The organism is Micromonospora sp. LOL_014, assembly GCF_048060245.1.
Taxonomy (GTDB): domain Bacteria; phylum Actinomycetota; class Actinomycetes; order Mycobacteriales; family Micromonosporaceae; genus Micromonospora_E.
The window spans coordinates 112,062-126,141 of sequence record NZ_JBHMIP010000015.1; the positions used below are offsets into that span (position 1 = coordinate 112,062).

Sequence of the window (14,080 nt, forward strand, 5' to 3'; positions counted from 1 at the left end):
CCGGGCCGACACCGGTAAACGGTGCGGGTGGCCGGCGCCACGTGGCACCGGCCACCCGCACCGGGTGGGTCGTCACCGGGTCAGATGATCCGGCCCGGTGCCATTGGCGGGACCGGGGTGCCGGTGGCACCGCCGTAGTAGGCGCTCAGCTTGTCGCGGTACGCCGGATCCGTCGCACTGGTCCCGTCGTACTCGGGGGCGTCCTTAATCTGACCCTTGTCGCGGTCGACGTAGACCTTCTGCGCGTCGTGGTCGACGCGGTTGACCACCCCGGCCGGCAGCATCACCTTCCGGCCGAAGATCCACGGCCCGGTGTCGACCACCAGATGGCTGCCGTCCACTTCTTCGGTGGCGGAGTCGATTTTGCCGATGCCGCCGTCGGTCGCCTCGACGTGGTAGCCGGCCAGGTTGGCGCCGTCGATCCCCGCGTCGTCGCGGTAGCGCCACGGGTCGAACGTGCCGGCCGGGGTGCCGCCCACGACGTCACCCTGGCCACCGGCCGGCCCCGTCAGCGCGGTGTGTTGCGGATCGAGCCTGTCCATCGGAGGTCACTCCTTCGCTCGGCGGAACTGACTGCGTCGTCATCCCAGGAATACCCATGGCGCTCGATCGGTACACCTGACCTCGGACGGTCCTACTGTCCCGCGATGTGGATTCGACTACCGGTCCGGGTGCAGTCGGTGGCAAAGTACCCTGCGTGACTTACCTCGTACTCATTATTGGCAGCTAGCGCGCCCCGGCAACCGTCCGCCGAGCGCGCAGACCTCCCGCATCCGCGGGGGGTCTTTTTGTTGGCCTTACGAGGTCGGCCGGACGAGCGGGTGAGGACGGCCCGGCGCGAGCAGCGGGTGGTACGGGACGTCCGTCGAAAGGATCGAGATGACTTTCCAGGTCTATGACACGACTCTGCGCGACGGTGCGCAGCGTGAGGGCATCAGCTACTCGGTGGTCGACAAACTCGCCGTCGCGCGGCTGCTGGACGACTTCGGCGTCGGCTTCATCGAGGGCGGCTGGCCCGGTGCGATGCCGAAGGACACCGAGTTCTTCCGCAGAGCCCGCACCGAACTCGACCTGCGGCACGCCGTACTCGTCGCGTTCGGTGCCACCCGCAAGGCCGGCGTCAAGGTCGCCGACGACCCGCAGGTCCGGGCCCTGCTGGACGCCGAGACGCCAGCGGTCTGCCTGGTCGCCAAGTCCGACATCCGGCACGTCGAGCGGGCGTTGCGCACCACCGGCGCGGAGAACCTGGCGATGGTCACCGACACGGTCGCGCACTTCGTCGCCGAGGGCCGGCGGGTCTTCCTCGACTGCGAGCACTTCTTCGACGGCTTCCGGCACGACCCGGCGTACACCGCCTCGGTGGTCAGCGCGGCGGCCGCTGCCGGCGCCGAGATCGTGGTGATGTGCGACACCAACGGCGGGATGCTGCCGTCGCAGATCGGCGCGGCGATCGCCGACCTGGTCGACCGGACCGGGCTGAGCGCCGACCGGCTCGGCATCCACTGCCAGAACGACACCTCCTGCGCGGTGGCCAACACCATCGCCGCCGTCGAGGCCGGCGTCCGGCACTTCCAGGGCACCGCCAACGGCTACGGCGAACGCCCCGGCAACGCCGACCTGTTCGCCGTCGTCGCCAACCTGCAACTCAAGCTCGGGCTGCCGGTCCTACCGGACGGCTGCCTGGAACAGATGGTGCGCGTCTCGCACGCCATCGCCGAGATCGCCAACATCGCCCCCGACACCCACCAGGCCTACGTCGGGGCCGCCGCCTTCGCCCACAAGGCGGGGCTGCACGCGAGTGCGATCAAAGTGGATCCGTTGCTGTACAACCACGTCGACCCGTCGGTCGTCGGCAACGACATGCGGATCCTGGTGACCGAGATGGCCGGCCGGGCCAGCATCGAGTTGAAGAGCCGTGAACTCGGTGTCGACCTGGCCGGCCATCCGGACGCGCTGTCCCGGGTCACCAAGCGGGTCAAGGAGCTGGAGGCCGGCGGCTGGTCCTTCGAAGCCGCCGACGCCTCGTTCGAGCTGCTGGTCCGCTCCGAGTTGGCGGCCGACACCGGTGCCGTCACCACCCGGCCGTTCGCTCTGGAGTCCTACCGGGTGCTGGTGGAGCACCGCGAGGACGGCGCGGTGGTCTCCGAGGCCACCGTCAAGGTCCGGGTACGCGGCGAGCGGGTGATCGCCACCGCCGAGGGCAACGGCCCGGTCAACGCCCTCGACGAGGCGTTGCGGGTGGCGCTGCGCAGCCACTACCCGGACCTGGCCGACTTCCGATTGGCCGACTACAAGGTGCGGATCCTGGAAGGCAGCCAGGGCACCGGGGCGATCACCCGGGTGCTGGTGGAGACGGTCGACGGCAACGCCCGGGACTGGACTACCGTCGGGGTGCACGAGAACGTGGTCGAGGCCAGCTGGCACGCCCTGGTCGACGCGCTCACCTACGGGCTGGCCCGCGGCCGGACCACCATCGGTGTCTGACCTGACCTGACCTGCCCGGCCCGGGGCCACCGGTGACCCGCCCTGGCCCCGGGCAGGCGGTGCGGGTCAGGTGGCCGGCAGCACCAGCCCGGCGACGACCATCCGGTGGTCGCTGCCGGGCACCCGGTGCACGGTCACCGACCGCACCCCGATCCGGTCGTCCACCAGCACCCGGTCCAGCGTCACCGGCGGGATCGGGCTACCGCTGTACGGCCCCCAGGTGCCGACCAGCCCGTCGCCGGTCGCGTCGGCGGCGTCGACGTAGCCGGCCGCGATCAGCCGGCGCAGCGCCGCGTGGTCCAGGGTGGCGTTGAAGTCGCCGGCGAGGATTCGCGGCGGGCCCTGCGGGTCGGGGCGGGGCTGCCCGGCCAGGTCGGCCCGCCACGACGACAGGGTGTGCAGCGCGAACGGCGCCATCGGGTGCGCCGATTCGACCCGCACCGGCCCGCTGCCCGGCGGGCGGACCGTGCCGTACGACTGAGCGAAGCCGCCCATGTTACGCCGTACCCCGTCGTCGGTGACCGGCCAGCGCGCGTAGACCGCCGATCCGGTGGTCCCCACCTCCGGATCGGTCCGGCGGTACGGCAACAGGTCGCCGACGCCGAGCCGGTCCAGCTCGGCCTCGGCCGCCGGAGTGAACTCCTGCATTGCCAGCACGTCCACCCGCTCCCGGCGCAGCAACTCCATCAGCACCGTCAGGTCCGCCGCCCCGGCCAGCAGGTTCGCCGTGGCGACCCGGACCGTGAACCCGTCGGTGGCGCTCGCGGTCCGGCCGCCGTCCGGCACCGCCCGGGGCAGCACCGCGACGGCGAGCAGCAGCACCGCCAGCAGCGCGGCGCCGCTGGCCCACCACCGCCGGGACCAGACCGCCACCGCCAGCGGGACAACCGTCCACGCCGCCACGTACGGGGTGAACGCGAGCAGCTGCACCAGCGGGCCGTACTCCCAGCCGGCCAGCCGCAGCATCGCCCAGAGCAGCCCCGGCAGCACCAGCGGCCACACCAGCCAACCGCCCGGGCGACGCCGGGGGCTGGCCGGGGGTTGCGGGGTGGGGCTGGTCTGCGGCGCGGTCACGCCGAAACGGTATCCGGTGTGTCCGATGTCGGACCTGTCACCCCGGTTCGGTGTCGGTGGTACCACCCCGGCCGGTCAATCATCCGGTCGGCGGCGGATCCCGGCGTTAGAACGGCCCGATCCGGGGCACCCCTCGGCCGGCGCCGCAGTGGCCCCGCACCGTCGGGGCCGACCGGCGATTGGCGACCAGCGTCAAGGACGGTGCGATGACGACGACCGAGCCACAAGTCAGTACGGAACAGCCAGCCGACGCCGCTCCGGCCGCGGCCGCGCTGGAGCAGGCGCTGTTCGAGGTCAAACGGGTGATCGTAGGGCAGGACCGGCTGGTCGAGCGGCTGCTCACCGCGTTGCTCGCCAACGGACACTGTCTGCTGGAGGGCGTACCGGGGATCGCCAAGACCCTCGCGGCGCAGACCCTCGCGGTCGCCGTCGGCGGCAGCTTCTCCCGGATCCAGTTCACCCCCGATCTGGTGCCGTCCGACATCGTCGGTACCCGGATCTACCGGGCGTCGACCGAGTCGTTCGACATCGAGCTCGGACCGGTGATGGCCAACCTGGTGCTCGCCGACGAGATCAACCGGGCGCCGGCCAAGGTGCAGTCGGCGCTGCTCGAGGCGATGGCCGAGCGGCAGGTCTCGATCGGCGGCCGCAGCTACCCGGTGCCGGACCCGTTCCTGGTGCTGGCCACCCAGAACCCGATTGAGTCCGAGGGGGTCTACCAGCTTCCGGAGGCGCAACGGGACCGGTTCCTGATGAAGGTCGTGGTCGACTACCCGACCGACGAGGAGGAGCTCGGCATCCTCTACCGGATGGGGGTGGACCGCCCGCAGCCCCGCCAGGTGCTGGACGCGACCACCCTGTGCGCCATGCAGCAGCAGGCCCGGGAGGTGTTCGTCCACCACGCGCTCGCCGAGTACATCGTCCGGCTGGTGCTGGCCACCCGCCGCCCGCAACTGTTCGGGCTGCCGGAGCTGACCGGGCTGCTGGCGTACGGTGCCAGCCCGCGCGCCACCCTCGGCCTGGTCGCCGCCGCCCGGGGCTTGGCGTTGCTGCGCGGCCGCGACTACGTGCTGCCCGAGGACGTCCGGGAACTCGCCACCGACGTGCTCGCCCACCGGCTGGTGCTCTCCTTCGACGCGGTCGCGGACGGCGTCGACGCCGGGTCGATCGTCCGCCGGCTGATCCAGGTGGTCCCGCCGCCGCGGATCGCGCCGGCCCACGACCAGCGACCCGGACTGGCGGCTGTCGCGTGACCGGCGACGGCCCGCTCGGCCCGGCCACCCTGCCGGAGCTCACCCCACCGGAGACGCTGCGCCGGCTGGAGCTGACCGTCATCCGGCGGCTCGACGGCCTGCTGCACGGTCAGCACCTGGGTCTGCTGCCCGGCGCCGGCAGCGAACCCGCCGGCAGCCGGGAGTACCGGCCCGGTGAGGACGAGGTACGCCGGATGGACTGGGCGGTCACCGCCCGGACCACCGTGCCGCACGTCCGCGAGGTCGACGCCGACCGGGAGCTGACCTGCTGGCTGCTGGTCGACGGGACGGCCAGCATGGACTTCGGCACCGGCGAGCTGGAGAAGCGGGAACTGGCGGTGGCGGCGGTCGCCGCGGTCGGCTTCCTGACCGCCGGCACCGGCAACGCGGTCGGGGCGCAGTTGATCGGGGCGGACGGCGTTCGCCGGTTTCCGGCCCGGACCGGCCGGGACCATCTGCTGCATCTGCTCCGTGCGCTGCTCGCGGCGCCCCGGGTACCGGCTGGCGGGTCCGGCCGGGACGCGCCGCCGCCGCTGGCCGACGGGATCGACGGGATCCGGCGGGCGGCCACCCGGCGCGGGTTGACGGTGGTGGTCTCCGACTTCCTCGACGGACTGCCGGATGACCCGGCCGGCCGGCCGGACTGGGAACGGCCGCTGCGCCGGCTCGCCGCCGGGCATCAGGCGCTGGCGATCGAGGTGACCGACCCCCGGGAACTCGACCTGCCCGACGTCGGGGTGATCACCGTCGAGGACCCGGAGACCGGCCGCCGCCGGGAGATCAGCACCGCCAGCCAGGACCTGCGGCGCCGGTACGCCGAGGCCGCCGCCGAACAGCGTTGCCAGGTGGCCGGGGCGATCCGCCGGGCCGGCGCGGCCCATCTGGCGCTGCGCACCGACCGGGACTGGGTGGCCGACATCGTCCGGCACGTGCACCGCCAACGGCAACTGGCCGGCTGCCCACCGGCCCGTTCCGCCCCGGTACCGGCAGGAGGACTCTGATGACCTGGCAGTCCCCGGAGCGGCTGTGGCTGCTCGCCGCGGTTCTCGCGCTGGCCGGCGGTTACCTGCTGATGCAACGGCGCGGTGCCCGGTACGCGGTCCGGTTCACCAACCTGCGGCTGCTGGACCGGGTGGCACCGCAGCGTCCGGCCTGGCGTCGGCATCTGCCGGCCGGCCTGTTCCTGGCGATGCTGGCGCTGCTGGTGGCCGGGTTCGCCCGGCCGATGGACGAGGTCCGGGTGCCCCGGGAGCGGGCCACGGTGATGGTGGCGGTGGATGTTTCCACCTCGATGCTGGCCAACGACGTCCGACCGGACCGGCTCAGCGCGGCCAAACGGTCGGCACACGAGTTCGTCGACGACCTGCCGGCGCAGTTCAACGTCGGCCTGGTGGCGTTCGCTGGCAACGCCTCGGTGCTGGTCGGGCCGGGCACCGACCGAGAGGCGCTGGGCGCCGGCATCGACCGGCTCGCCGAGGGGATCACCGGGGCCCAGGGCACCGCCATCGGCGAGGCGATCAAGACGTCGTTGGAGGCGATCCGGTCGCTGGACGCGCAGGCCGCCGAGGAGGTCCCACCGGCCCGGATCGTGCTGCTGTCCGACGGGGCGAACACCTCCGGGCGGTCGCCGGAGTCGGCGGCGGCCGAGGCGGTGGAGGCCGGGATCCCGATCGACACCATCTCGGTCGGGACCGCCGCCGGCTACATCGACTACGGCGGCGGCCGGCCGCTGCGGGTGCCGGTGGACGGCGAGAATCTCGAAGCGGTGGCCGAGTTGACCGGCGGTGCCTACCACGAGGCGGCCAGCAGCAAGCAGTTGAGTGCCGTGTACGCCGACATCGGCACCTCGGTCGGCTACCGGCTGGAGCTGGCCGACGTCTCGGCCCGGTTCATCGGATTCGGGCTACTGCTCGCCGTGGCTGCCGCCGGGACCTCGCTGTTGTGGTTCTCCCGGCTGCCCTGACCCGCGCCACCCGGACCTACCCCGCGCCACCCGACCTGGACCGGTAAAGGAGGAGCCCGATGACTGTGCCTACCGGGCTGGGCGAGCCGCGTGGCCCGTGGTTCGTCTCGCCGGACGCGGACCGTTGGCCGGGGCTGGACGGTTCCGCCGTACCGCCGGCACCGCCCCCGCCGCGACGGTGGCGTCGCCGGCTGCTCACCGCCGCCGCGGTGCTCGCCCTGTCGGCGGCGTCCGGCGGGCTGGCCGGCGCGGTGGTCGCCGGCTGGGGCGGCGACGCGGGACAGCCGGCGGCGCTGCCGTCGCCGTCGGTCACCCCCGGGGTGTCGCCGGACCTGGTGGCGGCGGCGGCCAAGGTGCTGCCCGGCGTGGTGTCGGTCCAGGTCGAACGGGGCAGCATGATCTCCGGTGGGTCCGGCTTCGCGATCGACGACCAGCATCACATCATCACCAACGACCACATCCTGGACGGCGACAGCGAACCGGGGACCCCGCTCAACGGCCACCAGGTCAGCGTCGTCGCCCAGGACGGTCGGCGGATCGTCGCCGAGGTGGTCGGCCGGGATCCGGGCAGCGACATCGCGGTGCTGCGGGTGCCGTCGACCGCCGGGCTGCGTCCGCTGGCCCTGGCCCAGCCCGGCGCCACCCAGGTCGGAGAGTCGGTCCTGGCGGTCGGCTCCCCGCTCGGCCTGTCCGGCACGGTCACCGCCGGGATCGTCAGCGCCCTGGACCGTGAGGTGATGCTCGGTAACGGCGGGCGGCAGACCGCAGTGCAGACCGACGCGTCGATCAACCCCGGCAACTCGGGCGGGCCGCTGGTCAACGTCGACGGCGAGGTGATCGGGGTGAACACCGCCATCGCCACGTTGGAGGGTGTCGGGTCGATCGGCATCGGCTTCGCCATCCCGATCCACCGGGCCGAGCAGACGGCCGACGAGATCATCCGGCGGGGCGGCTGACCACCGCCCAGGTGGTCGGCGCCGACGGCAGCGGTACTGTCGGATGATGGCGGCAGGCGAGATGCGGGTCACCGACTCGGTGGTGATCCCGGCGGGCGAGTTGACCGAGCGGTTCTCCCGTTCGTCCGGACCCGGCGGCCAGGGCGTCAATACGGCGGACTCGCGGGTCGAGCTGTCGCTCGACGTCGCCGGCTCGACCGCGCTGCCGCCGTGGCTGCGCCAGCGGGCGGTGCAGCGGCTGGCCAATCGGTTGGTCGGCGGGGTGTTGACGGTCACCGCCAGCGAGCACCGCAACCAGTTGGCGAACCGGGCCGCGGCCCGGGACCGGTTGTCCGCACTGCTGCGGGAGGCGATCGCGCCGCCGGCGCCGCCGCGTCGGCCGACCCGGCCGTCCCGGGCGGCGAAGGAACGGCGGATCAGCGACAAGAAACGCCGGGCGCAGACGAAGCGTCTGCGCCGCGGCGATCCTGACTGACCCGGTACGCGGCCCGGTCAGCTGTTCGGCCCGGTCAGCACCAGCAGGCGTTGGCCCAGCTGTCGGTGGACCAGAAGTGCGAGTCCCAGTCGCCCGGCGTCCACGATCCGGTGGACCAGAAGTGGCTCGACCAGGCCGGGTCCACCCAAGACCCGGAGCCGTCCCAGGACGGCGAGGTCCAGACCGCGTCACCCCAGGTGCGACTGGCCCAGGAGGTGCCGGTCCAGCCGTCCGCGGCCATCCGGTGACCCAGCCAGACGCCGCCGGTCCAGGCGGTCCGGGCCGCGGACCGGCTGGCCCAGGCCGGGCTGCTGAACGGGCCGAAGATGCTCTGCTCGCCCTGCAGCGTCACGTTGTTGCGGGCCACTCTGCTGGTGCCCCGGGACGCGTCGATCGGGCCGTGTCCGTCGGACCTGGTCCACTGCTGCGGCTGCCACACCGGGGTGTAGGTCAGTGCCGCGTTCAGGTTGATGCTGCGTAGGCCGAGGTTCGCGCCTCCGCCGGTGGGCAGGAAGGTACCGCTTTCCATCAGTAACTGTTTGACCTCGTCGGCGGTGAGCCACGGCTTGGCCTGCAGCAGCAGCGCGGCGACGGCCGAGGTGACCGCGACCGCCTGCGAGGTGCCGCTGCCCCGGAACAGGGTGCTGCCGACCCGGGCGCCGGGGTAGTGGTTGTCGATGTTGGAGCCCGGGTTGCGCAGCGACAGCACCGATTCGCCGGGGGCCAGCAAATCCAGTTGCCGGCCGGCCGTGGCCAGGTTGGTGAACGGCGCGAGTTCGTCGTCGGCGGTGGTCAGCGTGCCCTTGGTCAGACTGGCGCCGACCGTGATGACGTACGGGTTGGTCGCCGGATTGTCCAGCCGACCGAACCCGTTGCCGTCGTTGCCGGCGGCCGCCACGACCACGATTCCGGCGTGCCACGCCTGTTCGACGGCGAAGTGCAGCGGATCGGTCCAGAAGGCCGGGTTGCCGGCGGAGCCGTACGCCAGGTTCAGTATCCGGATCGGATGGGTGGGGTCGTGGTTGCGGTTGGCGACGACCCAGTCGATCGCCGCGATGACCTGTGAGACGTCGACCGCGCCGTTGGCCGTACCGACCTTGACCGAGGTCAGGCTCGCCTTCGGCGCCAGCCCGCGCGCGCCGCTGGTCGGATCGTCGCCGATCAGTACACCGGCGAGGTGGGTGCCGTGCCCGTAGGTGTCGAGCCAGCGCAGATTTGTCGCCTGGGACTCGAAGGACAGGTCCGGGCCGTTGACCAGCCGGTTCCCCGGCAGGCCGGGGACCGGTACCACCCCGGTGTCGATCATCGCAATGCCGATCCCGGTGCCGTCCAGCGCCGCCGTCGCAGGGGTGTTCGCACCGACGATGCTGCGCACGTCGGCCAGCGAGGTGCCCTGGCCAATGCCGGGGGAGCCGTTCCACAGGCTGGCGAAGCCCCCGGCCGGTACAGCGTCCGGTGCGCCGGCCGGCCGCGCCGCCGGCCCGCCGGCCACGGTGGCGGCGAGCATCACGACCGTCGACAGTACAGCGATCTGTTTTCGGTATCCGCGCTGTTCGCGTACAGCGCTTATCGTCGGCACCGGTGCGATCCTCCTGACGAATAACTAGATCATGGCTACCGGTAAGTCCATCCGATAGGGACGTGTCCCGGCACCACGGTGGACATGTTACGTAGCAGAAACCTCTCAGGTGGGAACGAACATCCTCCTATCGTGCAGGACGTGCGTCGGGCCGGTGGACTCCCATGCCCGGTGACTGACGGATAGCATCCAACTCGGTGGTGCCGTACACAGAGGGCACCCGTTAACCATGCCGACACGCCCGTCGGCCCACCAGGTCGCGGCAGGCGGGTCCGGTGACCCGGTACGCCGGTGGTGACGAGGGCGGTGAGACGTACGACGTGGCGGCGACCGATCCGGTCACGGGAGCCCGTCAGCGCGCATCCCTTGAGCCATTCCTCAGACGCCAGTTGAGCCGGGCGGGGCACCCCTGTGGGGTGTTCCTGTTCGACGTCGACTTCTTCAAGACCGTCAACGACGTCTACGGCCACCTGCGTGGCGACCGGGTGCTCCGCCAGCTCGCCGAGCGGGTACGCGCCACCTGCCGGCCGCAGGACGTACTGTTCCGGTACGGCGGCGACGAGTTCGTCGTCGTACTGCCGCAGACCGGACTCACCGAGGCGGTCCGGCTCGCCCTGCGGCTGACCGAACGGATCCGCAACACCGAGTTCTCCGGCGACCCGCCGCTGCATCTGACGGTCAGTCTCGGGGTGGCGACCGCCCCCGCGGACGGCACCACCGCCGAGCACCTGCTGGACCACGCCGACCGACGCAACTACCTCGCCAAACGGCGAGGGCGCGACAGCGCGGTCGCCGACGACGTGGAGATCGCCGACGACACCGGATCCCGGCTGTGGGAACGCGACGAGGCGCTGCGCCGAACCCACGAGTTCCTGACCCGGCTGCAGGTGACCGGCCGTGGCTCGGCCCGTGTCCACGGGCAGCGCGGTGCCGGGCACACCCGTTTCCTCGCCGAGACCGCCCGGCTGGCCGCGTTGCGCGGGTTCGCCGTGGTCACGGTGTCACCCGAGCCGGAGCCGCTGCCGCCGCCGGTCTTCGCCGACCAGGTTCTGCTGATCGCCGACCTCGCCGCCGTCGACCGGGTCCCACAGTTGCTGCGCGTCTGGTCCCGCCCGAGCCTGCTACCCGCCGTGCTCGGGCTGGTGCAGGCCAGCACCGAAACGGCCCGGCCGGCCCGGCCGCCCGGACCCGTCGGTGCCGGCGAACCGGTCACGGTGACCGGTCCCGGTCCGCTGCCCGGTGTCGGTGCGGGTGGAGTGCACCTGCCAGAGCTGGAGCAGATCGAGCTGACCCCGTGGTCGCCGGCAACGACCCGGATCTGGTTGCGGACCGCGCTGCGCGGCGAACCCAGCCGGACCCTGGTGAACTGGTTCGTCCGGCAGACCGGCGGGCTGCCGGCCGCCGCCGACCGGGAACTCGACCGGGTACGTAGCCGTCGTGGTCTGGTCGGTTCCGGCACCGGCGGCTGGACGTTGAGCCCGGACCTCCTTGGCCGGCCCCGGCGGCGGGTGCGGCTGCCCGCCCCGCTGACCCCGCTGATCGGCCGGGACCGCGAGGTCGCCCGGATCGACGCGCTGCTGGCGACCAGCCGGCTGGTCACGCTCGTCGGGGCCGGTGGGATCGGCAAGACCCGGCTGTCGCTGTCGGTGGCCGCCGGTCTCGCGGCTCGGTTCGACGACGGGGTGTGTTTCGTGGCGCTGGCCGCCTGCCGCACCGCGACGGAGGTGCTCACCGCAGTCGCCGCCGCGCTGGACGTGCCGGTGCGTGCCGGGCAGGCGGTGCTGGACGCGGTGGTCGACCACACCGCGGACACCGAGTTGCTGCTGGTGCTGGACAACCTGGAGCAGGCGTTGGCCGCCGGTCCGCCGTTGGGCCAGCTGCTGACCGCCGCTGGGCGCGTTCGGGTACTGGCCACCAGCCGGGAGCCGTTGGGAATCTACGGCGAACAGGTCTACCGGGTGCCGCCGCTGCCGCTGCCCCGCCTCGACGACCTGCCGCGCGGGGCGTCGGCCGCCGCCCGCGTGGTGGCGCAGCATCCGGCGATCGCCCTGTTCGACCAGCTCGCCCGGGCGGCCGACGCGGACTTCAGGCTGACCGCCGACGCCCTGCCGGCGGTGGCCGAGCTGTGCCGGCGGTTGGACGGCCTGCCGCTGGCGATCGAGCTGGCCGCCGCGCGTACCGACCAGTTGAGCCCGGCGGCACTGCTGGAGCGGCTCGGCCCGCACCTGGACCCGCTCGGCCCCGGGCCACGCGACCGGCCGGCCCGCCAGCGGACCCTGCACGGCACCGTCGACTGGAGTTTCGGCCTGCTGGAGCCGGCACAACGGGACGTCTTCACCGCTGCGGCTGTCTTCACCGCCGAGCCGACGGCAGCTGCCGTGGCCACCGTCGCCGGGCTGGAGCCGGTCGCCGTGGCGGGGTCTGCGGCCACGGCGGGGTCTGCGGCCGTCGACCGGGTCGCCGAAGCGTTGGAGGCGCTGGTCCGCAAGAGCCTCGTGGTGGCGGTGACCGGGCGGTCCGGCACCCGCCGGTACGCGATGCTGAACACCATCCAGGCCCAGGCCCGCCAGCTGTGCACCACCGGGCAGCGGTCCCGGCAGCTGCGAAACCATCTGGCGTACTGCGCCGGGCTGGCGGACCGGGCGGCCGGCGGGATGGTCGGGCCGGAGCAGAGCCGCTGGGCCGACGAGCTCGACCAGGAATACCCGGACCTGCGGGCCGCGCTGGAGTACGCGCTCGCTGCCGACGACCTGGCCACCGCGACTCGGCTCTGCCTCGGGTTGTGGCGGTACTGGCGCAACGGAAACCAGATCCGTGACGGCCGACAGTGGCTTGACCGGCTGCTCTCCGCCCCCGCCGGGTTGGCCGCGGAGCACCGCCGCCAACTGCTCTATCCGGCGGCGGTACTGGCCGCCACCCAGGACGACACCGCCACCGCCGCCCGACTCGGCGGGGAGTGTCTGCGCCTCACCGAACGGGCCGGCGACGCCGAGGGCGCCGCGCAGGCCCGCAACATCCTCGGCGTCGCGGCGATGCTCGCCGGCCGCTACGACGAGGCCGGCGAACACTTCCGGTACGGCCTGGAGGTGTGGCGCGAGCTTGGGGCGAAGCCCGGCATGGCGATCGCGCTCGGCAACCTCGCCAAGGTCTGTCTGCGGGCCGGCAACATCGCCGACGCCGACTGGCATATCAACCAGTGCCTGGCGCTGGAGCGGGAAGCCGGCAACAGCCGCGGCGTACTGCTCGGGTTGACCTGTCTGGCCGAGATCCTGCTGGCCCGGCCGGACCCAACCGGCGCGGCCGCCGTCGCCCGGGAAGCGCTCGACCTGGCCACCGGGCTGGGGGACCTGTTCGGCGAGGCGGTCGCACTGCACCATCTCGGGCAGTGCGAGCTGGCCGGCGGGGACCGGCCGGCCGCGCTGCGGTTGTTCGTCGCGGCCCTGGAACGGCGGTTCGAGCTGGGCGACCGGGCGGACCTGTCCACCTCGTTGGAGACGGTGGCCGAGGTGACCGTCGACGAGGATCCGGCCCTGGCGGTACGGATCCTCGCTGCGGTCGACTCGTTGCGCTACCGGTTCGGCCTGGTCGCACCGGTGGCGGTGCAGCAGCGGCGGGACGCCGCCCTCGACGCGGCGCGGCGCGCATTGACCGGTGACGCGTTCGACGCCGCCTGGTACACGGGCGCGGCCACCCCGCTGGACCTGGTCGTCGACCAGGCACTGGACTGCGCACCGGAGGGACCCCGGGACCCGGCCGCGGTGCTAGGGTCCCGGGGGTGATCGAAGCAGCTGTCCACCTTGCCGCCCAACCCCGTCTCGACACCCTGGTCACCGAGTGGCGTTCCGAGGCGCAGCGGCTGCGTACCGACTATGCCGGCACCGCGTGGCTCGGTGACCGCCCGGCGGACGACACCGGCCTGGCCGGCCCCGACTACACCCGCCGCGGCGTGGACGTGCAGCTGTTCCTGCCGGACACCCACTGGTACGCGGTCGACGCTTTGGACGACGTGGAAATCCAGGTGACCGGCGGGCTGGTGCAGGTCGCCGCCACCGCCCGGCAGACCCAGGGACTGGTCGGCGCGCTCGCCGCGCCGACGGTGGATTTCTTCGAGCACCCCGACGGCGAACCCGGCGTCGGGATCTGCCTGTCCCTGCGCGGTGAGATCTGGTCCAACCTGGGGCTGTCCTACCGGGTGAGCGTGCTCTGCCGGCCGGACGCGGTACTGCGGTCCGGCGGGCGGGCCGACGGGGAGCCAGCCGACGGAGACTGACCGGGCCGGCCCTGGCGGGTCGGCCT

At 72.9% G+C, this 14,080-nt stretch carries 11 protein-coding genes; 8 read left to right on the forward strand and 3 right to left on the reverse strand.

Features of this window, described 5'->3' with window-relative positions; translation table 11 throughout:
• Positions 1–80: 80 nt before the first annotated feature.
• On the reverse strand, positions 81–542 hold the full coding sequence (locus ACFHW1_RS15350; protein ID WP_416553721.1) for a PRC-barrel domain containing protein: 462 nt from the start codon (positions 540–542) through the stop codon (positions 81–83).
• Between the two features lie 337 nt (positions 543–879).
• Here ACFHW1_RS15350 and cimA point away from each other — a divergent pair, with 337 nt between their 5' ends.
• Complete coding sequence (gene cimA / locus ACFHW1_RS15355) at positions 880–2,484, forward strand: citramalate synthase (protein ID WP_416615646.1); 1,605 nt, start codon at positions 880–882, stop codon at positions 2,482–2,484.
• A gap of 66 nt (positions 2,485–2,550) precedes the next feature.
• Here the strand turns inward: cimA and ACFHW1_RS15360 are convergent, their stop codons facing one another.
• Entirely contained in the window at positions 2,551–3,450 is a 900-nt protein-coding gene (locus ACFHW1_RS15360) for an endonuclease/exonuclease/phosphatase family protein (RefSeq protein WP_416553785.1), read from the reverse strand.
• A gap of 314 nt (positions 3,451–3,764) precedes the next feature.
• Here ACFHW1_RS15360 and ACFHW1_RS15365 point away from each other — a divergent pair, with 314 nt between their 5' ends.
• Genes ACFHW1_RS15365 through arfB form a run of 5 tightly spaced genes read left to right on the forward strand, consistent with a single transcriptional unit; the run spans position 3,765 to position 8,205 of the window.
• Positions 3,765–4,811, forward strand: a complete 1,047-nt coding sequence (locus ACFHW1_RS15365) for an AAA family ATPase (protein ID WP_416553725.1) — start codon at positions 3,765–3,767, stop codon at positions 4,809–4,811.
• The gene (locus tag ACFHW1_RS15370; protein WP_416553727.1) at positions 4,808–5,812 is read left to right on the forward strand and encodes a DUF58 domain-containing protein; all 1,005 of its coding nucleotides are present in this window, start codon (positions 4,808–4,810) and stop codon (positions 5,810–5,812) included. The genes ACFHW1_RS15365 and ACFHW1_RS15370 overlap by 4 nt, the downstream gene beginning before the upstream one ends.
• A complete protein-coding gene (locus ACFHW1_RS15375; protein ID WP_416553729.1) occupies positions 5,812–6,774 on the forward strand; it encodes a VWA domain-containing protein in 963 nt (320 codons plus the stop codon). The genes ACFHW1_RS15370 and ACFHW1_RS15375 overlap by 1 nt, the downstream gene beginning before the upstream one ends.
• A gap of 59 nt (positions 6,775–6,833) precedes the next feature.
• Positions 6,834–7,730 (forward strand): S1C family serine protease, encoded by an 897-nt coding sequence (locus ACFHW1_RS15380; protein WP_416568601.1) that lies wholly within the window; start codon positions 6,834–6,836, stop codon positions 7,728–7,730.
• Positions 7,731–7,776: 46 nt separating this feature from the next.
• Complete coding sequence (gene arfB / locus ACFHW1_RS15385; protein ID WP_416615647.1) at positions 7,777–8,205, forward strand: alternative ribosome rescue aminoacyl-tRNA hydrolase ArfB; 429 nt, start codon at positions 7,777–7,779, stop codon at positions 8,203–8,205.
• A gap of 34 nt (positions 8,206–8,239) precedes the next feature.
• Here arfB and ACFHW1_RS15390 read toward each other — a convergent pair whose 3' ends face one another.
• On the reverse strand, positions 8,240–9,784 hold the full coding sequence (locus tag ACFHW1_RS15390) for a S8 family serine peptidase (RefSeq protein WP_416568600.1): 1,545 nt from the start codon (positions 9,782–9,784) through the stop codon (positions 8,240–8,242).
• 275 nt (positions 9,785–10,059) lie between these two features.
• Between ACFHW1_RS15390 and ACFHW1_RS15395 the strand changes: the two genes are divergently transcribed.
• Together ACFHW1_RS15395 and ACFHW1_RS15400 are read left to right on the forward strand one after the other, a co-directional pair.
• On the forward strand, positions 10,060–13,563 hold the full coding sequence (locus ACFHW1_RS15395; RefSeq protein WP_416615649.1) for a diguanylate cyclase: 3,504 nt from the start codon (positions 10,060–10,062) through the stop codon (positions 13,561–13,563).
• Positions 13,560–14,054 (forward strand): hypothetical protein, encoded by a 495-nt coding sequence (locus ACFHW1_RS15400; protein WP_416553735.1) that lies wholly within the window; start codon positions 13,560–13,562, stop codon positions 14,052–14,054. Before ACFHW1_RS15395 ends, ACFHW1_RS15400 begins: the two co-directional genes overlap by 4 nt.
• Positions 14,055–14,080: the final 26 nt, after the last annotated feature.